The sequence below is a fragment of the Paraburkholderia bryophila genome (genome assembly GCF_013409255.1).
GTDB lineage: Bacteria > Pseudomonadota > Gammaproteobacteria > Burkholderiales > Burkholderiaceae > Paraburkholderia.
This window is the reverse complement of the sequence record NZ_JACCAS010000001.1, coordinates 2,307,865-2,327,923: the sequence shown is the minus strand read 5'-3', so window position 1 is coordinate 2,327,923 and position 20,059 is coordinate 2,307,865. Positions and strand designations below refer to the sequence as shown.

The 20,059-nt window shown below is 63.7% G+C and carries 16 protein-coding genes; 11 read left to right on the top strand and 5 right to left on the bottom strand.

What is annotated here, in order from left to right:
• Positions 1–50 precede the first annotated feature (50 nt).
• The 6 genes from GGD40_RS10275 (at position 51) to GGD40_RS10250 (ending at position 9,089) form a co-directional block, all read left to right on the top strand.
• Positions 51–1,589, top strand: a complete 1,539-nt coding sequence (locus GGD40_RS10275) for a tetratricopeptide repeat protein (protein ID WP_373565274.1) — start codon at positions 51–53, stop codon at positions 1,587–1,589.
• A gap of 275 nt (positions 1,590–1,864) precedes the next feature.
• The gene (locus GGD40_RS10270) at positions 1,865–2,464 is read left to right on the top strand and encodes a TetR/AcrR family transcriptional regulator (RefSeq protein WP_035553448.1); all 600 of its coding nucleotides are present in this window, start codon (positions 1,865–1,867) and stop codon (positions 2,462–2,464) included.
• 96 nt (positions 2,465–2,560) lie between these two features.
• Positions 2,561–4,348: an acyl-CoA dehydrogenase C-terminal domain-containing protein gene (locus GGD40_RS10265; protein WP_179743600.1), complete on the top strand. Its 1,788-nt coding sequence runs from the start codon at positions 2,561–2,563 to the stop codon at positions 4,346–4,348.
• A gap of 129 nt (positions 4,349–4,477) precedes the next feature.
• Positions 4,478–6,913 carry a 3-hydroxyacyl-CoA dehydrogenase/enoyl-CoA hydratase family protein gene (locus tag GGD40_RS10260; RefSeq protein ID WP_179743598.1) on the top strand — a complete coding sequence of 812 codons (2,436 nt, stop codon included), beginning with the start codon at positions 4,478–4,480 and terminating at the stop codon, positions 6,911–6,913.
• Positions 6,914–6,982: 69 nt separating this feature from the next.
• Positions 6,983–8,182, top strand: coding sequence for an acetyl-CoA C-acyltransferase (locus GGD40_RS10255; protein WP_035553443.1), 1,200 nt, complete (start codon positions 6,983–6,985; stop codon positions 8,180–8,182).
• Positions 8,183–8,318: 136 nt separating this feature from the next.
• The gene (locus tag GGD40_RS10250; RefSeq protein WP_179743596.1) at positions 8,319–9,089 is read left to right on the top strand and encodes an enoyl-CoA hydratase; all 771 of its coding nucleotides are present in this window, start codon (positions 8,319–8,321) and stop codon (positions 9,087–9,089) included.
• Positions 9,090–9,356: 267 nt separating this feature from the next.
• Here GGD40_RS10250 and GGD40_RS10245 read toward each other — a convergent pair whose 3' ends face one another.
• Together GGD40_RS10245 and fdhD are read right to left on the bottom strand one after the other, a co-directional pair.
• A complete protein-coding gene (locus GGD40_RS10245; protein WP_179743594.1) occupies positions 9,357–9,644 on the bottom strand; it encodes a hypothetical protein in 288 nt (95 codons plus the stop codon).
• A 135-nt stretch (positions 9,645–9,779) separates the two neighbouring features.
• Positions 9,780–10,619, bottom strand: a complete 840-nt coding sequence (gene fdhD / locus GGD40_RS10240; protein WP_179743592.1) for a formate dehydrogenase accessory sulfurtransferase FdhD — start codon at positions 10,617–10,619, stop codon at positions 9,780–9,782.
• A gap of 181 nt (positions 10,620–10,800) precedes the next feature.
• Between fdhD and GGD40_RS10235 the strand changes: the two genes are divergently transcribed.
• Both GGD40_RS10235 and GGD40_RS10230 read left to right on the top strand, forming a co-directional pair.
• A complete protein-coding gene (locus GGD40_RS10235; protein ID WP_035553436.1) occupies positions 10,801–11,277 on the top strand; it encodes a nitrate reductase associated protein in 477 nt (158 codons plus the stop codon).
• Between the two features lie 267 nt (positions 11,278–11,544).
• Positions 11,545–14,655 (top strand): sensor domain-containing protein, encoded by a 3,111-nt coding sequence (locus GGD40_RS10230; protein WP_179743591.1) that lies wholly within the window; start codon positions 11,545–11,547, stop codon positions 14,653–14,655.
• 12 nt (positions 14,656–14,667) lie between these two features.
• Here GGD40_RS10230 and GGD40_RS10225 read toward each other — a convergent pair whose 3' ends face one another.
• On the bottom strand, positions 14,668–15,594 hold the full coding sequence (locus GGD40_RS10225; protein ID WP_179708864.1) for a LysR family transcriptional regulator: 927 nt from the start codon (positions 15,592–15,594) through the stop codon (positions 14,668–14,670).
• A 224-nt stretch (positions 15,595–15,818) separates the two neighbouring features.
• Between GGD40_RS10225 and GGD40_RS10220 the strand changes: the two genes are divergently transcribed.
• A complete protein-coding gene (locus GGD40_RS10220; protein WP_179743589.1) occupies positions 15,819–17,096 on the top strand; it encodes an MFS transporter in 1,278 nt (425 codons plus the stop codon).
• Between the two features lie 44 nt (positions 17,097–17,140).
• On the opposite strand, the gene GGD40_RS10215 is transcribed toward GGD40_RS10220, so the two are convergent.
• Complete coding sequence (locus GGD40_RS10215; RefSeq protein ID WP_179743587.1) at positions 17,141–17,755, bottom strand: glutathione S-transferase; 615 nt, start codon at positions 17,753–17,755, stop codon at positions 17,141–17,143.
• 159 nt (positions 17,756–17,914) lie between these two features.
• On the opposite strand from GGD40_RS10215, the gene GGD40_RS10210 reads away from it, so the two are divergent.
• Together GGD40_RS10210 and GGD40_RS10205 are read left to right on the top strand one after the other, a co-directional pair.
• Complete coding sequence (locus GGD40_RS10210; RefSeq protein ID WP_179743585.1) at positions 17,915–18,826, top strand: LysR substrate-binding domain-containing protein; 912 nt, start codon at positions 17,915–17,917, stop codon at positions 18,824–18,826.
• A 215-nt stretch (positions 18,827–19,041) separates the two neighbouring features.
• Positions 19,042–19,371: a DUF4148 domain-containing protein gene (locus GGD40_RS10205; protein WP_179706909.1), complete on the top strand. Its 330-nt coding sequence runs from the start codon at positions 19,042–19,044 to the stop codon at positions 19,369–19,371.
• A 123-nt stretch (positions 19,372–19,494) separates the two neighbouring features.
• On the opposite strand, the gene GGD40_RS10200 is transcribed toward GGD40_RS10205, so the two are convergent.
• The gene (locus tag GGD40_RS10200; protein WP_105507248.1) at positions 19,495–19,890 is read right to left on the bottom strand and encodes an acyl-CoA thioesterase; all 396 of its coding nucleotides are present in this window, start codon (positions 19,888–19,890) and stop codon (positions 19,495–19,497) included.
• Positions 19,891–20,059: the final 169 nt, after the last annotated feature.

Here is a 20,059-nt window from a genome sequence, read left to right as displayed (position 1 = left end):
CCGCATCCTCTACCCCATCCGACGATCTTTCGCGCCTTCACGACCGCGCCGTGACGGCCTATCAAGCCGGCCGTTTCGACGAAGTCCAAACGCTCGCCAGCCAAATCCTCGAACACAACGCCGAGCACGTCGGCGCCTTGCATCTGCGAGGCCTGCTTGCGCTTGTCTCAGGTCACGCAGAAGCCGCCCACACCTGGCTTGAACGCGCGATCCAGATTCACCCCGAACCGATCTTCTACAACACGCTCTACGCGATCCAGCTCAGGCTGGGCGACTTCGCGGGGGCGATCGACAGTCTGCGCCAGGGGCTCGCAATCGGCCCGGACTTCGCGGCCTTGCACTACAACCTGGCGTTGACGCTACAGCATCACGACTGTCTCGACGAAGCCGCCGTCAGCTATCGCCGCACGCTCGAACTCGACCCGGACAACTCGGCCGCGCATAACAATCTCGGGCGTATTTACGGCGACCTCGGCGCTTTGGACGAAGCTGAGCGGCACTACCGCCGCGCGCTCGAACTGGCGCCTGCGAATCTCATCGCGCGAAACAACCTGGCAATGGCTTTGCTGGCCACCGGCCGTTACGAAGAGGCATGGCCGTATTTCGAAGACCGTTGGATCAGCTTCAAGCATGCCGACGGAACCCCAGCACGCGAGCCTGTGCAAGTGCCGCTGCCGCGATGGAGCGGCGAGGACTTGCGCCTTGGCATCGACAAGCCGATCAAACTGATGGCTCATAAAAACCTGCTTGTCCTGGACGAACAAGGCTTCGGCGACAGCTTGCAGTTCGTCCGCTATTTGCCGTTGTTGCTTGAGCGTTTTCCCCTCGTCGGCTACGTCTGCCCGCCCGCATTGCGCCGTCTGTACGAGCAGTCTTTATGCTCCCGCTGGCCGGGCCTCGTGCTGCTCGACACCGTGCCGGCCGATCTGACCGAGTGGGATTGCTACTGTCCGCTGATGTCGCTGCCGATGGCGTTTCATACGCAGGTGAACACGATCCCGGCCGAGCTGCCGTACCTGCACGCCGATTCCAAACAGGCCGCCATCTGGCGCGTGCGACTGGAGGCGCTGCCAACGAGGCATCTACCGCGCGTGGGCATTGTGTGGGCAGGCGGCCATTCGGGCATCGCCATAGACCGTCTGCGCAGCCTCACCTTCGCGCAGATCGCGCCGTTGCTGGCGCTGCCGCACATCCACTGGATCAGTCTGCAAAAGACAGACGACCCGTCCAAACGCGCCACCTCGGCCGTCGGCGCAGGCCTGAACTCAACCCCGCTCACCGACTGGACCGCCGACCTCACGGACTTCGCCGACACCGCCGCCTTGATCGCCAACCTCGACCTCGTGATTTCAGTCGACACTTCAGTCGCCCATCTTGCCGCGGCGATGGACAAACCCGTCTGGCTTCTCAACCGTTTTGCGGGTTGCTGGCGCTGGCTCCAGGGCCGCGACGACAGTCCCTGGTACGCCAGCCTGCGCCTCTTCACCCAACCGCGTCGAGGCGACTGGGACGACGTTCTGACGCGGGTCGCCAGTGCTCTCCAGCAGCGCTTCCCCCACGCCGCCGCACCCCTCCAAAACCCGCACTGACTCGAATCCTTCTCGATTCCGGCCGACTTGCTGCATCATGTCGGCCGGCTGCGGCAATCGGAGAACGTGAGCACCTTCGCTAGCAACCTCTGTCTCAAGACAAAGGCCTGGCAAAGGCCTCTAAAAAATCTGATTCCTCTGATTGACGGATGCCGCAGAATTGGAACCTGGTTAGAAACCGGTTTCTAATAAAGTCCTTGTTTAGCGGGCGGCCGCCCACAATAATAGTACGGCCGTTCGATTTTCTTTCGGTCACATTAGAACGGTAAAAAGCTATGCGAAAAGGCGAACAAACGCGAGCCGCGATTCTCGAAGCAGCACTCGATCTGGCAAGCCGCGACGGACTGGAAGGTCTGACGATCGGGCTGCTGGCTGAGCGCATGCAGATGAGCAAAAGCGGTGTGTTCGCGCATTTCGGGTCGCGCGAGGATTTGCAGGTCGAAGTCGTGCGCGAATATCACCGTCGTTTCGAAGACGAGGTGTTCTTCCCGAGCTTGCGCGAGCCTCGTGGCTTGCCGCGCTTGCGCGCGATGATTTCCCGCTGGATCGAGAAGCGCATTCAGGAAGTCACGACCGGGTGCATCTACATCAGCGGCGCCGTCGAGTACGACGACCGCGCGGATAACCCGGTGCGTGAACAACTGGTGTCGAGCGTGACGATCTGGCGTGCGGCACTCACGCGCGCCATTTCGCAGTCGATGGAAGAAGGGCATCTGCGTGCCGACACCGATCCGCAACTGATGCTGTTCGAACTGTATAGCTTCACGCTCGGTCTGCATCACGACGCGCGCTTCCTGCACTTGCCGGACGCTGTGCGCCTCACGTGGGCCGCGCTGGAAAAATTGATTGTTTCGTATCAAAGCGAAAGCCGTTAGCCGAGCCGCCAAACCTCAAAAGATTCGCGGCGCAGAAAGTTCCGATCCACGGACTCAGCTAACAGCCTGGCTTCTTGTCAAACTTTGGAGAGAGTCATGGGACAGTACGCCGCGCCGCTGCGCGACATGCAATTCGTGTTGCACGAACTGCTTAACGTCGAAGCCGAAATCAAGCAGATGCCGAAGCACGCGGATCTCGATGTCGACACCATCAACGCGGTGCTCGAAGAGGCCGGCAAGTTCTGCTCCCAGGTGCTGTTCCCGCTCAATCACAGCGGCGACCAGGAAGGCTGCACGTACGTCGGCGACGGCGTCGTGACCACGCCGAAGGGTTTCAAGGAAGCGTACCAGCAGTACGTGGAAGCCGGCTGGCCCGCGCTGGGCTGCGATCCGGAATACGGCGGCCAGGGTCTGCCGGCCTTCGTCAACAACGCGTTGTACGAAATGCTGAACTCGGCGAACCAGGCATGGACCATGTATCCGGGTCTGTCGCATGGCGCGTACGAATGTGTGCACGCGCACGGCACGCCTGAACTGCAAAAAACTTATCTGCCGAAGCTGGTCGCGGGCGTCTGGACCGGCACGATGTGTCTGACCGAACCGCATTGCGGCACCGACCTCGGCATTCTGCGCACCAAGGCCGAACCGAACAGCGACGGCTCGTACGCGATCAGCGGCACCAAGATTTTCATCTCCAGCGGCGAACACGATCTCGCGGAGAACATCGTTCACCTGGTGCTCGCGCGTCTGCCGGGCGCACCGAACGGCACCAAGGGCATTTCGCTGTTCATCGTGCCGAAGTTCGTGCCGAACGAAGCCGGTGAGCCGGGCGCGCGCAACGGCGTGAAGTGCGGTTCCATCGAACACAAGATGGGCATTCACGGCAACGCCACCTGCGTGATCAATCTCGACAACGCGCAGGGCTGGCTGGTCGGCGAGGCGAACAAGGGCTTGAACGCCATGTTCGTGATGATGAACGCCGCGCGTCTCGGCGTCGGCATGCAGAGTCTTGGCTTGACCGAAATCGGCTATCAGAACTCGCTGACGTACGCGAAAGAGCGTCTGCAGATGCGTTCGCTGACGGGCCCGAAGGCGCCGGAAAAAGCTGCCGATCCGATCATCGTGCATCCGGACGTGCGCCGCATGCTGCTCACGCAGAAGGCCTACGCCGAAGCCGCGCGCGCGTTCTCGTACTGGTCCGCGCTGCATATCGACAAAGAACTGTCGCACGCCGACGAAGCCGCCCGTAAAGACGCGGCCGACCTCGTCGCGCTGCTCACGCCGATCCTGAAGGCGTTCCTGTCGGACAACGCGTTCGAGAGCACCAATCACGCCATGCAAATTTACGGCGGCCACGGCTTCATCGCCGAGTGGGGCATGGAGCAGTACGTGCGCGACGCGCGTATCAACATGATCTACGAAGGCACCAACGCGATTCAGGCGCTCGACCTGCTCGGCCGCAAGATTCTCGGCGACATGGGCGCGAAGATGAAGAAGTTCGGCAAGCTGGTGTCGGATTTCGTCGAAGCCGAAGGCATCAAGCCGGAAATGCAGGAGTTCATCAACCCGCTCGCCGATATCGGCGACAAGGTGCAGAAGCTGACGATGGAAATCGGCATGAAGGCCATGCAGAACCCGGACGAAGTCGGCGCCGCCGCCGTGCCGTATCTGCGTACCGTCGGCCACCTGGTGTTCTCGTACTTCTGGGCCCGCATGGCGCGTGTCGCGCTGGACAAGGAAGCGTCGGGCGATCCGTTCTACAAGGCCAAGCTCGCCACCGCGCGTTTCTACTTCGCGAAGCTGCTGCCGGAAACGGCCATGACGATCCGTCAGGCGCGCGCCGGTTCGAAGTCGATGATGGAAGTCGACGAAGCGCTGTTCTAAAGCCTCCTCACGACAGGCGCCGCGCGTAACGCGTGCGGCGTCTGTGTCAGCCCTACATCACATCACATTACATCGCTAGGCATTCACATCGAAGCTTCGCGACATCGCATAACTCCCCGGAGGAACGACGTGAGCAATCTGATCATTCGCAAGGTAGCCGTGCTCGGCGCCGGCGTGATGGGCGCGCAGATCGCAGCGCACCTGATCAACGCCAAGGTGCCTGTGCTTCTTTTTGATCTGCCGGCCAGGGAAGGCCCGAAGAACGCGATCGCGCTGAAGGCGATCGAGAATCTGAAGAAGCTGTCGCCGGCGCCGTTCGGCGTGAAGGACGACGCGCAATACATCCAGCCGGCCAATTACGACGACGACATCGAGAAGCTCGCCGAATGCGACCTCGTGATCGAAGCGATCGCCGAACGGATGGACTGGAAGCACGACCTGTACAAGAAGGTCGCGCCGCATCTCGCACCGAACGCGATTTTCGCGACCAACACGTCGGGTCTGTCGATCACGTCGTTGTCGGAAGGTTTCCCGGATGAACTGAAGGCGCGCTTCTGCGGCGTGCACTTCTTCAATCCGCCGCGCTACATGCACCTGGTCGAACTGATCCCGACCGCGACGACGCGTCCGGAAATTCTCGATCAGCTCGAATCGTTCCTGACGAGCGTGGTCGGCAAGGGCGTCGTGCGCGCGAAGGACACGCCGAACTTCATCGCTAACCGCGTCGGTATTTTCTCGATCCTCGCGGTCGTGACCGAAGCCGCGAAATTCGGCCTGCGTTTCGACGAAGTGGACGATCTGACCGGCGCGCGTCTGGGCCGTGCGAAGTCCGCGACGTTCCGCACTGCCGACGTGGTCGGTCTGGACACGATGGCGCACGTCATCAAGACGATGCAGGACACGCTGAAGGACGACCCGTTCTTCCCGGTCTACGAAACGCCGGCCGTGCTGGCCGAACTGGTGAAGAAGGGCGCGCTCGGTCAGAAGACCGGCGCCGGTTTCTACAAGAAAGAAGGCAAGGCGATCAAGGTGCTCGACCCGAAGACGGGCGAGTACGTGGACGGCAGCGCGAAGGCGGACGAACTGGTCGGCCGTATTCTGAAGCGCCCGGCGGCCGAGCGTCTGAAGCTGCTGCGCGAATCGGAACATCCGCAGGCGCAGTTCCTGTGGGCAATTTTCCGCGACGTGTATCACTACATCGGCGTGCATCTGGAATCGATCGCCGACAACGCGCGTGACGTCGATCTGGCGATCCGTTGGGGCTTCGGCTGGAACGAAGGTCCGTTCGAAGGCTGGCAGACGGCCGGCTGGAAGCAGGTCGCCGAGTGGGTGCAGGAAGACATCGCGGCGGGCAAGGCGCTGTCGAACGTGCCGCTGCCGTCGTGGGTGCTCGAAGGTCCGGTTGCTGAGAAGGGCGGCGTGCATACCAACGAAGGTTCGTGGTCGCCGGCTTCGCAGACGTTCGTGCCGCGCTCCTCGCTGGGCGTGTACGACAAGCAGGTGTTCCGTGCACCGCTGGTCGGCGAGACCTCGGCCGATCCGAAGACCTACGGCAAGACGCTGTTCGAAACGGACGCCGTGCGTGCCTGGGTCGACGACCGCGCCGGCGAGAACGACGTGTTGATCGTGTCGTTCAAAAGCAAGATGAACACGATCGGACCGTCGGTGATCGACGGTCTGACGCAGGCTATCGAACTCGCCGAGAAGGACTACAAGGGTCTGGTGGTGTGGCAGCCCACGTCGCTGAAGCTCGGCACGCCGGGTGGCCCGTTCTCCGCCGGCGCCAACCTCGAAGAAGCGATGCCCGCGTTCATGATGGGCGGCGCGAAGGGCATCGAGCCGTTCGTCAAGAAATTCCAGCAAGGCATGCTGCGCGTGAAGTACGCGAGCGTGCCGGTCATCTCGGCCGTGTCGGGCATTGCGCTTGGCGGCGGTTGCGAGCTGGCGCTGCATAGCGTGAAGCGGGTTGCGCATATCGAAAGCTATTTCGGTCTGGTGGAAGTCGGCGTCGGTCTCGTGCCGGCCGGCGGCGGCCTGAAGGAAGCGGCGTTGCGCGCAGCGGAAGCGGCGACGCAAGCCGGCGCGACCAACGACTTGCTGAAGTTCGTGCAGAAGTCGTTCGAAAACGCGGCCATGGCAAAGGTCTCGGCGTCCGCGCTCGACGCCCGCGCCATGGGTTACCTGAAGCCGTCGGACACGATCGTCTTCAACGTGTTCGAGCTGCTCGACATCGCGAAGAAGGAAGCGCGCGCGCTGTCCGTGGCGGGTTACCGTCCGCCGCTGCGCGTCACGCAGGTGCCGGTGGCCGGCCGCTCGGCGATCGCGACTATCAAGGCGTCGCTCGTCAATATGCGCGACGGCCGCTTTATCAGCGAGCACGACTACCTGATCGCGAGCCGCATCGCTGAAGCGGTGTGCGGCGGCGACGTCGAAGCCGGCAGCCTCGTCGACGAAGAATGGCTGCTGCAACTCGAGCGTCGTGCGTTTGTCGACCTGCTCGGCACGCAGAAGACGCAGGAACGGATCATGGGCATGCTGCAAACCGGCAAACCGGTTCGTAACTAAGCGGCAAACACGTGTATGGGGTGGGAGCAGACGCCAAAGCGCCAACTCCCACCGACAATGGAGCTAAAAATGTCAAAGCAATTGCAAGACGCATACATCGTCGCCGCGAGCCGCACGCCGATCGGCAAGGCGCCGCGCGGGATGTTCAAGAACACGCGCCCGGACGAACTGCTGGTGCACGCCATCCGGTCGGCCGTGGCGCAAGTGCCCGGCCTCGACACTAAAGTGATTGAAGACGCGATCATCGGCTGCGCGATTCCGGAAGCGGAACAAGGCCTGAACGTCGCGCGCATGGGCGCACTGCTGGCCGGCCTGCCGAACTCGGTCGGCGGCGTCACGGTGAACCGCTTCTGCGCGTCGGGCCTGACCGCGCTGGCTATGGCGGCGGACCGCATCCGCGTGGGTGAATCCGACGCGATGATCGCCGGCGGCTGCGAATCGATGAGCATGGTGCCGATGATGGGCAACAAGCCGTCCATGTCGCCGCACATCTTCGATCGCAGCGAAGACTTCGGCATTGCGTACGGCATGGGCCTGACGGCAGAGAAAGTCGCCGAACGCTGGAAGATCAGCCGCGAAGCGCAAGACGCGTTCTCGGTCGAATCGCACCGCCGCGCGATCGCCGCGCAGCAATCCGGCGAGTTCAACGACGAAATCGCCGCGTACACGATCACCGAGCGTTTCCCCGATCTCGCCACCGGCGAAGTGAAGGTGAAGACGCGCGAAGTGTCGCTCGACGAAGGTCCGCGTGCGGAAACCACGCTGGAAGGCCTCGCCAAGCTGCGCACGGTGTTCGCGAACAAGGGTTCGGTCACGGCAGGCAACAGCTCGCAGACATCGGACGGCGCGGGCGCGTTGATCGTCGTGTCGGAAAAGATGCTGAAGGAATTCAACCTGACGCCGCTCGCGCGTTTCGTCAGCTTCGCCGTGCGCGGCGTGCCGCCGGAAATCATGGGTATCGGTCCGAAGGAAGCGATTCCGGCCGCGCTGAAGGCCGCCGGCCTGAAGATCGACGACATCGACTGGATCGAGCTGAACGAAGCGTTCGCCGCGCAATCGCTGGCGGTGATTCAGGACCTCGGGCTGGATCCGTCGAAGATCAACCCGCTCGGCGGCGCGATCGCTCTCGGCCACCCGCTGGGCGCGACCGGCGCGATTCGTGCGTCGACGGTGGTGCATGGTCTGCGCCGCCGCAATTACAAGTACGGCATGGTGACGATGTGCGTCGGCACCGGCATGGGCGCGGCAGGCATTATCGAGCGTCTGTAAACCGGATAACGCCGGCCACCCCGGTGTTTGCACAGGTCCCCATGGGCACCCCTTAAGGACCGCGGAACGGTTCGCAGGCCGGCTGGCTTGCGAACCGTTTCCACATTCTCAGCAGGATCACGAGGAGAAGAAGGAGATGACAATGGATATTCTGGTCGAGCGCGCCGACGGCGTGCTGACGATTGCCTTCAACCGGCCCGACAAGAAAAACGCGATCACGGCCGCGATGTATCAGACCATGGCCGACGCGCTGGTCGACGCGCAAGCCGACACCTCGGTGCGCGCGATTCTGATTCGCGGCAGCGCGGGTATTTTCAGCGCCGGCAACGATCTCGAAGACTTCATGAAATCGCCACCGATGGGCGAAAACGCGCCGGTGTTCCAGTTCCTGCGCGCGATCAGCTCGGCGGAGAAACCGGTGGTGGCGTCGGTGGCGGGTCCGGCCGTGGGCATCGGCACGACGCTGCTGCTGCATTGCGATCTGGTCTATGCGGCCGACACCGCCAGCTTTTCGCTGCCGTTCGCGCAACTCGGGCTGTGCCCGGAAGCGGCGTCGAGCTTGCTGCTGCAGCGTGTGGGCGGCTATCAGGCGGCGGCGGAAAAGCTGCTGCTCGGCGAAGCGTTCGACGTGACCGAAGCGCAACGCATGGGCTTTGTAAATCGCGTGTTGCCGGCGAGTGAAGTGGATGCGTTCGCTGCTGCGCAGGCTGCGAAGCTGGCGGCGTTGCCGGCCTCGTCACTGCGCGTGACGAAGAGTTTGATGAAGCGCGCGAGCCAGCAGGAATTGCAGACGCAGATGTCGGAAGAAGCCGTGCATTTCGGCAAGATGCTGCTCGCGCCGGAAGCGCGCGAAGCGTTCAAGGCGTTCTTCGAGAAGCGCAAGCCGGATTTCCGGGCGTTTCCGTAAGCGTTGTTGCAACACGGGGAGGGCGACGCGCATAAAAGCGCCATCGCCCGACCCGCGCGCGTTATTCCGCGATCGAAAAGCGTGCCGGACGCTTATGCGGCGCCGCTGGCCGTTTCACGCGCGCCGTTGCGCCGCGAATGAAAAGAATCGCGCAAAAGGCGACCATCGCCCAGATGCAGAGAATTACGGTCAAAGCACTCATTTCAGTTCTCGGAGTTGCGACATTGCCGCGATACGGCGATGAATTCCGCCTGGCCTTCCGGCTGCTCAATGTGTCGTAGGTTGGTCCGTGCCGTCGAGCAGAAGCTGGTCGATCAGGCTGGTAGAGATGGCGAGCTGCTGTTCGAGCGATGCCCGTGCCGCTTCCGCCGCCGCCGCGTCGCCGCGCGCCACGGCTTGATGGGTCAGCGTGGCAAGCTGCAAGACTTTCCCGGAGGAGCGGTGCAGGCCGTCCATCATGTCGGCATCGACACCCGCAGGGAGCATCGGTTCGGACGTAAACAGCTCAGGCAGATCAAGACCGAACGGACGATTTTTGGCGTGACGGGATGACATTTTCGGGCGGCTCTCTCGATTGGCACGATGCTAGTGTGAGCCGATCGGAGCGCGTGTAATTCGCCGAAAAGAGGCCAGATTTGAAGTCAATCCCGTGGCGTGGGATGCCGATGCATGCCGCGCTCAACTCGACGCTCAACCCGGCGCCGGCTGCAACGTGTCGTAGTCGACGTAGCTCGTCTCGCGGCAGAAGCTCACCAGCCGCACGCCCGCCTTGCGGGCAATCGCAATGGCCAGCGACGACGGCGCCGAGATCGTCGCGACCATCGGCACCTCGACGCGCGCCGCTTTGCGCACCAGCTCGTAACTGGCGCGGCTCGACAGAAACACAAAACCCTCTTTCGTATCCACGCGATCCAGCACGAGCTGGCCGATCAGCTTGTCGAGCGCGTTATGACGGCCAACATCTTCGAACGCGTAGCGGATCGCGCCTGCCGCATCGCACCACGCGGCGGCGTGCAGGCCGCCGGTCAGCCGCGTCAGCGCCTGGTGTTCGGGCAAATCATGGGCGGCGCGGGCGATCGCGTCCGGTGCGAGCCGTTGTAAAAAGCCGGTATCGGGCACCCGTTCCGGGTTCAGATCCAGCAGATCGATACTTTCGATTCCGCAGACGCCGCAGCCGGTGCGTCCGGCGAGCGCGCGGCGCTTTTCCTTCAGCGCGACGAAGGCCTGCTGTACCACCTGCAATTGCACTTCGGCATGCGGCAATTCGCCGTCGTCGTGCAGCTCGACTTCGATGTCGTGAATGTCGCTGCCGCGCGCCACGATGCCTTCCGAAATCGCGAAACCGACCGCGAACGCTTCCAGATCGCGCGGCGTACACATCATCACCGCGTGCGAAATACCGTTGAAGACGAGCGCGACCGGCCATTCCTGACCGACGTGATCGGTGACGGTTTCAACCGCCGCGCCGCGATGCCGGTGCACCTGACGCTCCACTGCGCCCGGTTGTCCGGCTGTTTCCAGTTCGTTCAAACTCACTCACTCCTATACCTTGCCGCCTGCATGCCAGCGGCGTGCCGCGTTTCTTCCGCGCCGCAGCGCGGGGCGCGGATGGGCCGCCCTCGTGCCGCCGCGTGCCGTCACCGCGCGAATAAGGTTCTAAAATACCTCAAGCCGGGCTTGCATGTTGCCCGCTATCCACGAGGACACTGTCATGGGACTCAACGAAGCACCGCTTCTGTTCAACTTCGAGGTCGAGTCTTCGGAGAATTTCACGTTCATCCCGATGTCGGTTCGCTTCAACCTCGACCGTTTCGGTTTGCGTATCACGCTCGCGCAGTGGCAAATGCTGCCGCTCGAAGACCGCAAACTGCTGGCGCGTTTTCCGGTCGACGACGACACGGAAATCGAACCGAATTTCGACCACGCGCTGTTCGAAATGCTACGCACTCACGCCAATGTCGAGCCGGAGTGGTTCACACCCGAGGAAGCACCGCTCTGGCGCCGTACCGACAGCGTGCCGGAAGGCGTCACGCACCAGGCGGGATTAGCCGGTCTGACCGCGCCGAGCGTGGCTCGCTGGGCCGAGCTCGATCCGTTCAAGCGCTACGTGCTCGCCAAGCTGTCGCGCAAGCCGGAGGCCAACCACGACTTCGTGCCGGCCATGAAGGAATTTGGCGGCGGCGCCTAGCTGGGGGCGGCTAACTAAGGACGCTTGGCCGGTGGGTCTGGCCGAAACCGCCGAACCGAAACCGTCTGGCCGAAATCGCCTAACCGGCAGCGCCCGAATCCCGCCGCCTACCCCAAGTTGCCTATTTTTTCACCCACACCCTCAACCCGCTCCGAACCTTGCCGTTATCCATGGGTTGGCGCGTAAAAAAACTCGCATCGATGCGGCCTGACGCACCGAAAGCGACCGCGCGCTCCCGCCCTCGGAACGATCTGACGTTCGGAATCCATGAATTCTTTTTTATCGAAGCGGCTGCTGATCAATCTGGCAGTCGTCGCTGCCGCGGTCGGCGCGAACGCGTTCGTCGCTTATTCGCAGATTTGCGGTCAGCGCGATGCCGACGCGCGCGTGCTGCGTTCGACCAGCGTGCGCGAGAACCTCGACGCCTACCAGACGGCGCTCGACGGCGGTCTCGCCACGCTCGGCCGCTTCGAGGCGACGGGGGAGCCGGCGCCGGTCAGCGCGGCCAGCACGACGCGGGCGGCGCTCGCGGGCCTTGAGCGCGACCTGCGCAGCGAACTGGCCGGCGAACCGGCCATGCTCGACAAGCTGGCGAGACTGAGCGCCGACAGCCACGCTTTGCAACACGACATCGACGATGCGCTGTTGAAAAGCGTCAGCGCCGAGCCGAGCGCGTCGCGCGCGTGGGCCGCGTCGACCTATACGCATCTCGGGCTCGGCCTCGATCGCGTGGAAGCCGGTCTCGCGGCCTTGCGCAGTGAGGAGAGCCGCGCGCTGCAGGCGTCGCTCTCGGCATCGGCCAGCGAAACCCAGCGCGCCATGTTCCTGCTGATCGTCACCATGCTGGCCGGCAGCGCGCTGCTGATCTTCACCTTCGGCGCCCGCGAAAGCAGCGCCCGCGAAAAACTGCGCACCGTGCGCGCGCTCGGCCGCAACGACGAGCGCTTTCGCGGCCTGTTCGACGATCATCCGGTGCCGATGTACATCTTCGATCGCGAAACGATGCGGTTTCTCGCCGTCAACGCGGCCGCGATCCAGCAATACGGCTACGCCGAGAGCGAATTTCTCGGCATGACGATTCGCGCGATCCGGCCGAACGTGGAAATCGCGCGGCTCGAATCGCATCTGCAGCGCAGCGAAATGGCGCCGCGCGGCCGCACGATGGCGGGCATCTGGCATCACCGGCGCAAGGACGGCTCGACGATCAGCGCCGACATCTCGTATCACGCGCTGAACTTCATGGGCCGCTCCGCGTTTTTCGTGCTGGCCGACGACGTTACCGACAAGATCAACGCCGAAGCCGAAGCGCAGCGTTCGAACCAGATGCTCGAAGCGGTGATCGACAACATTCCGCAGCGGATTTTCTGGAAGGACCTGGAGTCACGCTATCTCGGCTGCAATATGGCGTTCGCGCGCGACGCGGGCCTCGCCTATCCCGAGCAGGTGGTCGGCAAGACCGACACCGACCTGCCGTGGCGCGCCTTCGCCGACCTGCTCAACGATCACGATAAGGAAGTGGTGAGCACCGGCGTGCCGAAGATGAGTTTTGAAGTCGATCTGGTGATCGACGGCGTGCATCGCACCACGGTCACGAGCAAGCTGCCGTTCACCGACGGCGACGGCCGCGTGATCGGCGTGCTCGGTTCGTACACCGACATCACTGAACGCAAGCGCGCCGATCTCGCGCTGCGCCTGCAAAGCCGCGCGCTCGACGCGAGCGTCAACGCGATTCTGATCACGGCGCCGTCGCCGACGGGCAATCTGATCGAATACGTGAACCCGGCGTTCATGCGTATCACCGGCTACGATCCCGCCGAAGTGATCGGCCACGATTGCCGCGTGTTGCAGCGCGACGACCGCGATCAGGAAGGCGTCGCGCTGATCCGTCAGGCGCTCGGCGCGAACCGCGAAGTCAGCGCGGTGGTGCGCAACTATCGCAAGGACGGCGCGCTGTTCTGGAATCAGCTGTTCATTGCGCCGGTGCCGAATACGGACGGCGTGATCACGCATCACATCGGCGTGATCAACGACGTGACCGATCTGATGCGCTATCAGGAGCAGCTCGAATACCAGGCCAACTACGACAGCCTGACACGCCTGCCGAACCGCAATCTGCTGCGCGACCGCTTGCAGCATGCGTTGATCGTCGCGCAGCGTCAGCATAAGGGCGTCGCGGTCGTGTTCATCGATCTGGATGGCTTCAAGAACGTCAACGACAGTCTCGGCCATAGCGTCGGCGACCGGCTGTTGAGCGTGGTGGCCGAGCGGCTCGCGCGCTGCACGCGCACTAGCGACACGGTGGCGCGCCACGGCGGCGACGAGTTCGTGATCGTGATGACCGACACCGTCGACGAACAATCGCTGATTGCGTGGATGGAGCGCGTGCGCGCGTCGATCTCCGAGCCGGTGTGGCTCGACGGCACCGAGCTGTACGTGGGCTGCAGCATGGGCGCGAGCCTGTTCCCGCAAGACGGGGAAGACGCCGAAACGCTGATGAAAAAGGCCGACCTCGCGATGTATCGCGCGAAGGACATGGGCCGCAACACGTTCCAGTTCTATCAGCCGGAGATGAACGCGAGCGCCGGCGCGCGTCTGAATCTGGAGCGGCGTCTGCGGCGCGCGCTGCGCGACAACGAATTCCTGCTGCACTACCAGCCGCAGGTGGACATTAGCAGCGGGCAGATTGTCGGTACCGAGGCGCTGGTGCGCTGGCGCGATCCGGAGGTGGGGCTGGTGCCGCCGTCGTCGTTCATTCCGCTCGCCGAGGAGAGCGGGCTGATCGGGCCGCTGTCCGAGTGGGTGCTGCGCGAGGCGTGTCGCCAGAACAAGGCCTGGCAGGACGAAGGCCTACCGCCGACGCGGGTGTCGGTGAATCTGTCGGCGCGGGTGTTCCAGCAGCGCGATATCGCGAAGCTCGTGATGCAGGTGCTGGCCGAAACCGGTCTGGAGCCGCAATACCTCGAACTCGAACTGACCGAAAGCACGATCATGCGCAACGCCGAAGAAGCGGTGTCGATGCTGAACGAGCTGCACGCGCTCGGCATTGGGCTTGCCATCGACGACTTCGGCACCGGCTATTCGAGTCTCAGCTATCTGAAGCGTTTTCCGGTGGACCGCTTGAAGATCGACCGCTCGTTCGTCTCCGACATCGGCGTGTCGGCCGATGACGAAACGATCACGTCGGCGATCATCGCGCTCGCCCATTCGCTGAAGTTGCAGGTGATCGCCGAGGGCGTGGAGACGTCGGCGCAACTCGATTTCCTGCGCGAGCGCGCGTGCGATGAAATGCAGGGGTTCTACTTCGCGAAGCCGATGGGAACGGAAGCGATTGCCAAGTTGCTGAAGGGTGGGGCGCAGCGGGAACTGGCGACGGTTTGAGGCGCCGTTGCGCTAAGCGGTACGCGCGCGCGGTTGCGGTTCGTCGGGCGCGACATTCGCCGGCATACGCTCGGCCATGAAGTCGATAAACGCGCGCAGCCGCGGCGGCACGCTCGGTCCGTCCGGCCAGACGATGTTCAGGTCGATCGCCCGGCCGACGTAGTCGTCGAGCACCGTGCAGAGCAGGCCGTCGCGCAGCGCTTGCCGCACCGAAAAATCCGGCATGCAGGCAATTCCTAAGCCACGCATCGCGAAACACGTGCGCGTCTCGATGTTGTTGCACACCATCGAAATCGGTAGCGTCACTTCGCGCTCGCCCGGCTCGCGGCGCAGCGGCCAGATTTCGAGCTTGCCGCTGTTCGGATAACGGTAGTGCAGACAGATATGGTTCGCGAGGTCGGCCGGCCGAAGCGGCTTGCCGTGCGCGGCGAAATAAGCCGGCGCACCGACCAGCGCCACACCGAACGTACCGATCTGGCGAGCGGCCAGCCGTGAATCGGCCAGCGCGCCGGTACGAACGACGACGTCGAAGCCTTCGTCGATCACGTCGACCACGCGGTCGGTGAAATCCAGATCGAGTTCGATCTCCGGATACGCCGCCATGAAATCGGCGAGTACCGGCAGCACCAGCGAGCCAACCAGCGGCAGACTCACGCGCAAACGGCCACGCGGTGCGCCGGCGCTTTGCGACAGTTCCAGTTGGGCGGCGTCGATTTCGGCGAGGATGCGCCGGCAGCGTTCGAGGAACTGGATGCCGTCGGTCGTGAGCGTGATGCTGCGCGTGCTGCGATGAAAAAGCCGCACGCCAAGCTGTTCTTCGAGACGGCCGATGCGTTTGCCCACCGCCGACGCCGACACGCCGAGCAGCCGCCCGGCGGTGACGAAGCTGCGTGTTTCTGCGACCTGCACGAATACCACGAACCCGCCGAGACTTTCCACCATCGCCTCCTATTCCGGACATTCCTGTCCGTAGAGTGAGGAACTGTATCCCAGTTTTTCTCCGCGGACCGGCTTCGTATGATGGTTGCGTCCCCATTCAACGGAGTCGTCATGCAACATGCAATCGAGGCAGTGAGTCCTTCCAGCGAGGTCACGGCGCTGTCGTCGCGGATTGACGCGGTGTACGGCGTCGGTGCGGCGCCGCTCCAGACGGCGAGCCGGCCATGAGCGAATTCGACGCGACTCGGTCCGGTGGCGTGCCGCAGCCAACCCGAGCGGCTGAGCGTTTGCCGATTTCTGGTTTGCTCGCGCTCGCCACCGCCGGCTTCATCACGATCCTGACCGAGGCCTTACCCGCCGGCCTGTTACGTGAAATGAGCGCGGATCTCGGGGTATCGGCCGCGCTGATCGGCCAGTTGGTCACCGTGTACGCGGCCGGTTCGTTGTTGTCGGCGATTCCGCTCGCGATCGCAACGCGGGGCTGGCGTCGTCGTCCGTTGCTGCTGACAGCCATCGCGGGATTCATCGTGGTCAACACGGTGACGACGCTATCGACGCACTACGCGCTCACGCTGATTGCGCGCTTCTTTGCCGGCGTGTCGGCGGGGCTCGTGTGGGCGCTGCTGGCGGGGCATGCGGCGCGTATGGCGCCGGCGCATCTGCAAGGTCGGGCCATCGCGCTGGCGATGACCGGCGCGCCGCTCGCGTTGTCGCTCGGTATTCCGCTCGGTACGCTGCTGGGCGCCTCGATCGGCTGGCGTTATACGTTCGGCGCGATGACGGTGGCGACACTCGGCCTGCTCGTCTGGGTACGCTGGCAAGTGCCCGATTTTGCCTGTCAGCCGGCAGCGCGTCGCACGACGTTGCGCGGCGTGCTGGCCTCGCCGGGGCTGAAGCCGGTGCTCGCCGTGATGTTCGCTTATGTGCTTGCGCACAACCTGCTCTATACGTACATTTCGCCGTTCCTCGCACTCGCCGGCTTGGAGCCGCGTGTGGACGCCGTGCTGTTCGTGTTTGGCGCGGCCGCGTTGGCGAGCATCGCGATAGTCGGCGCGCTGGTGGACGCGCATCTGCGGCGGCTCACCCTGATCAGCGTCGTGCTGTTCACGGCCGGCGTCGTGCTGTTGGGCCTTGCGAGCGAGACGCGGAGCGCGGTTTATACCGGGGTGGCCGTCTGGGGGTTAGCGTTCGGCGGCGCCGCGACGCTATTTCAAACCGCCTCCGCGCGGGCTGCGGGCAACGGCGCCGACGTCGCGCAATCGATGATCGTCACCGTCTGGAATCTGGCGATCGCCGGCGGCGGCGCGTTGGGCGGCATGGCCATCGACCGCTACGGCCCGATCGCGTTGCCATGGGTCGCGGCCGCCTTGCTGATCGGGACGTTGCTATGGATCGGTGTCGCCGCCGTGCGTAGGCGTCGCGTAGCAGTGGGCGGCAAAACGGACGGCAAAACGGACGGCACAGCGGCGGCTTCGTGTCTCGGCACGTACAGTGAGCCGTGAAGGCGTGCGCCGACCGTCGCGGCGAGCGGGGCGTGGGTCGAGTCTTACACCGGCGGCGTGCTCACGAACACCGGCAACGCTTCCGCCATCGCGGAAAACGCCTTTAGATGCGGATACGCGTCTTCGCTGACGATCTCCGGCAGCATCATCTGCGTGAAACGCCACGCGACCGCCACGGTGATATCCGCCGCGTCGAAGTGATCGGTTTCGGTGGGCGGCGGGGCGGTGGCGAGATCCAGTTCGAGCGCTGCATAAGCGGCGAGCAACTGCGAGCTCACGCGCTCGATCCACGGCTCGTGTTGTTTCTCCACCGGCCGCAGATTGCGTTCGTAGACGATCTGCACGGTCTTTTCGCTGGCGGCCAGCGCAAGGCCGGTGAGGTGGGCGGCGCGCAACGCGTCGTCCGGCCGCGACGGGAACAACCGCTGCTGCGGGCCGGCGAGCGTCGCCGCGTACTGAAGAATCACCGTCGAGTCCATCACCACCTGGCCGTTATCGGCGATCAGCGTCGGCGCTTTGACGACCGGGTTGATCTTCGCGAACTGGTCGTAGGTGCTGAACACCGAAAGCGATTCGTGTTCGAACTCGAGCTTCAGCAATTTGAGGCAGATGGCGACCCGGCGCACGTAAGGCGAGTCGAGCATTCCGATCAATTTCATCTCATTCCCGTTAGAAGTTCTTTCATTGGCGCCCGAAGCGGCCGCGCTAGGTTAGTTTCAATGCCGGCGCAGTTTATGGCGTATCCAGCCGATAGATTAAGCATCTCTGCTCGCCAAAAAAAGCGACATTAATCGACGGTTTACGTCAGAATTTCTTACATGAAACTGATCCCGCCACTCACCGCGCTGCGCTGCTTCGAGGCGGCCGCCCGTCTGGGCGGCGTCACCCAGGCCGCGCGCGAATTGCATGTCACGCACTCGGCGGTGAGCCAGCAGATCAAGGTGCTCGAAGACAGCATGGGTCTCGCGTTGTTTATTCGCGAGGCACGCGGGCTGCGGCTGACCGAAGTGGGGCGTCTCTACGCGCTCGAAATCCGCACCGCGCTGCGCGACATCACGCACGCCACGCGTCGCGCGCAGGCGCGTCCGCAGGAAAGCGAACTGGTGATCGCGACGTTGCCGTCGTTCGCGCAGCATTGGCTCGTGCCGCGTCTCGCGAGCTTTCGCGAGGCGCATCCGTACTATCGGGTTCGTTTGCTGACGAGCCTGCAAGTCGAGGATCTGCGCCAGGGCGCATGCGACGTCGGCATTCGAATGGGCCAGGGGCATTGGCCCGACGTCGCGCAGCAGAAGCTGTTCGACGACGAGATCGTCGCGGTCGCGGCGCCGCATTTCGCGCTCGCGCCGAACGGGCGCTTTCCGGTCACGGCCGAGGACGTGATGGCCTGTCCGCTGATCTCCAGCCCCGACACGCCATGGACCGACTGGTGCCGCGCGGCCCAGGTCGCGGAGCCCGCAGACGAGGCCGTCGTGTTGTCGGCGAACGATTCGAACATCGTGATCGGCGCCGTGCTGATGGGGCAGGGCATCGCGCTCGAACGGCGCAGCCTGGTCGGGCATGCGCTGGCGCGCGGCGAGCTCGTGCAGATCACCGGCATCCGCGTGCCTTATCGTTATCCCTACTGGCTCGTGTGGCAGCAACGCGAAATGCTCAATGCCCGGCAGGCCCATTTCGCGCAATGGATCGAGGGACAGGTCGACGTTTATCTGCGCGGCAGCGCTTCCGCCTGAACGTCGATTCGCGTGCGTTAGCCCCGTCCTGGTGCGTGGAAACCGTTTTGCGGACGGGTTTCGGTCGGCTATATTCGGGGTTCCCAACTTAAGCTGCGCTGGGAACCACGAAGCATCGATTCACGTGGCGTTGCGTCCACCCGTTGTCGCTGCTCGTTCAAAGTCATGGGCGTTGCGCCGTCGTACGGACTGCCAATTCGACTGGAGAGAGAACAATGACTTCTTCACCTGCAAAGAAACTGAGTGTGTTGCTGGCATCGGTGGTACTGAGTGTGGCGTGCGCCGCACCGGCGTTCGCGCAAAGCGGCGGCGGTGGCGCGGCGGGCGAAGATTCAGATGCGGCCAAGCCCGTGGCCGCGTCGAAAGCGACCACCACGAAGGCCCAGCGCAAGGCCGCGCGCAAGCAGGCGCGGGCCAAGAAAAACGCTGAGTTGAAGAATCTGGAAGCCAACGGCTATAACCCGTCGCGCAACGATCCGAACTATCCGACCGACCTTCAGAACGCGCAGAAAAAGGCGGCTGCCGCAGCGGCGGCTAGCCAGTAAGCGGTCTCAGGGCACGGTGGTTTTTCAGTTAAGCGGAATGCAAACGAGGCGCCCAGGCGCCTCGTTTTCGTTCGGGTCCGCCGTTTAGCGGCGTGCGCAGCGGCGTGTTTCAACTGAGCCCGTTTATTCCACCACCGGCAACGCGCGCGGACGGCGGTCGCTATCGGTCGCGACGTAGGTCAGGAGCGCTTCGGTCACTTTCACGACTTCTTCGGTCAGGCTCATGCGCTGCGCGTAAACCTCGACCGACACCGTCACCGACGTGTTGCCCGTCTTGACGATATCCGCGTAAAAGCTCAACAGATCGCCGACGAAGACCGGCTGCTTGAACACGAACGAATTGACCGCGATGGTCGCCACTCTGCCGTTGGCGCGGCGGCTCGCCGGAATCGAGCCGGCAATGTCCACTTGCGCCATGATCCAGCCGCCGAACACGTCGCCGTGAACGTTCGCGTCCGACGGTTGCGGCACGACGCGCAGCGCGCAGGACTTTTGCGGGAGTTGAAGGAGATCGGTCATTGGGACACTCTTGAGAAACGGATGGGCCAGGTCGACTGGACCGGCGGCGGTGTTCAGGGGCAATCTTGCCGGCGCTTCGTGGAAGCACGGCCCAGCTGCGAGGCCAACGGATGACCGGCGGCCGGACTGCCCATGGAAAGCGGCGCCAGCCGGCTTCTGCGACAATATA

What these genes read in the sequence shown, in the direction of transcription:
- GGD40_RS10205 (WP_179706909.1), top strand. Translation starts at nt 19,042, where the DNA reads ATGACTTCTTCACCTGCAAAGAAACTGAGTGTGTTGCTGGCATCGGTG.
- GGD40_RS10230 (WP_179743591.1), top strand. Translation starts at nt 11,545, where the DNA reads ATGAATTCTTTTTTATCGAAGCGGCTGCTGATCAATCTGGCAGTCGTC.
- GGD40_RS10265 (WP_179743600.1), top strand. Translation starts at nt 2,561, where the DNA reads ATGGGACAGTACGCCGCGCCGCTGCGCGACATGCAATTCGTGTTGCAC.
- GGD40_RS10200 (WP_105507248.1), bottom strand. Translation starts at nt 19,890, where the DNA reads ATGACCGATCTCCTTCAACTCCCGCAAAAGTCCTGCGCGCTGCGCGTC.
- GGD40_RS10215 (WP_179743587.1), bottom strand. Translation starts at nt 17,755, where the DNA reads ATGAAATTGATCGGAATGCTCGACTCGCCTTACGTGCGCCGGGTCGCC.
- GGD40_RS10270 (WP_035553448.1), top strand. Translation starts at nt 1,865, where the DNA reads ATGCGAAAAGGCGAACAAACGCGAGCCGCGATTCTCGAAGCAGCACTC.
- GGD40_RS10235 (WP_035553436.1), top strand. Translation starts at nt 10,801, where the DNA reads ATGGGACTCAACGAAGCACCGCTTCTGTTCAACTTCGAGGTCGAGTCT.
- GGD40_RS10250 (WP_179743596.1), top strand. Translation starts at nt 8,319, where the DNA reads ATGACAATGGATATTCTGGTCGAGCGCGCCGACGGCGTGCTGACGATT.
- GGD40_RS10220 (WP_179743589.1), top strand. Translation starts at nt 15,819, where the DNA reads ATGAGCGAATTCGACGCGACTCGGTCCGGTGGCGTGCCGCAGCCAACC.
- GGD40_RS10245 (WP_179743594.1), bottom strand. Translation starts at nt 9,644, where the DNA reads ATGTCATCCCGTCACGCCAAAAATCGTCCGTTCGGTCTTGATCTGCCT.
- GGD40_RS10255 (WP_035553443.1), top strand. Translation starts at nt 6,983, where the DNA reads ATGTCAAAGCAATTGCAAGACGCATACATCGTCGCCGCGAGCCGCACG.
- GGD40_RS10210 (WP_179743585.1), top strand. Translation starts at nt 17,915, where the DNA reads ATGAAACTGATCCCGCCACTCACCGCGCTGCGCTGCTTCGAGGCGGCC.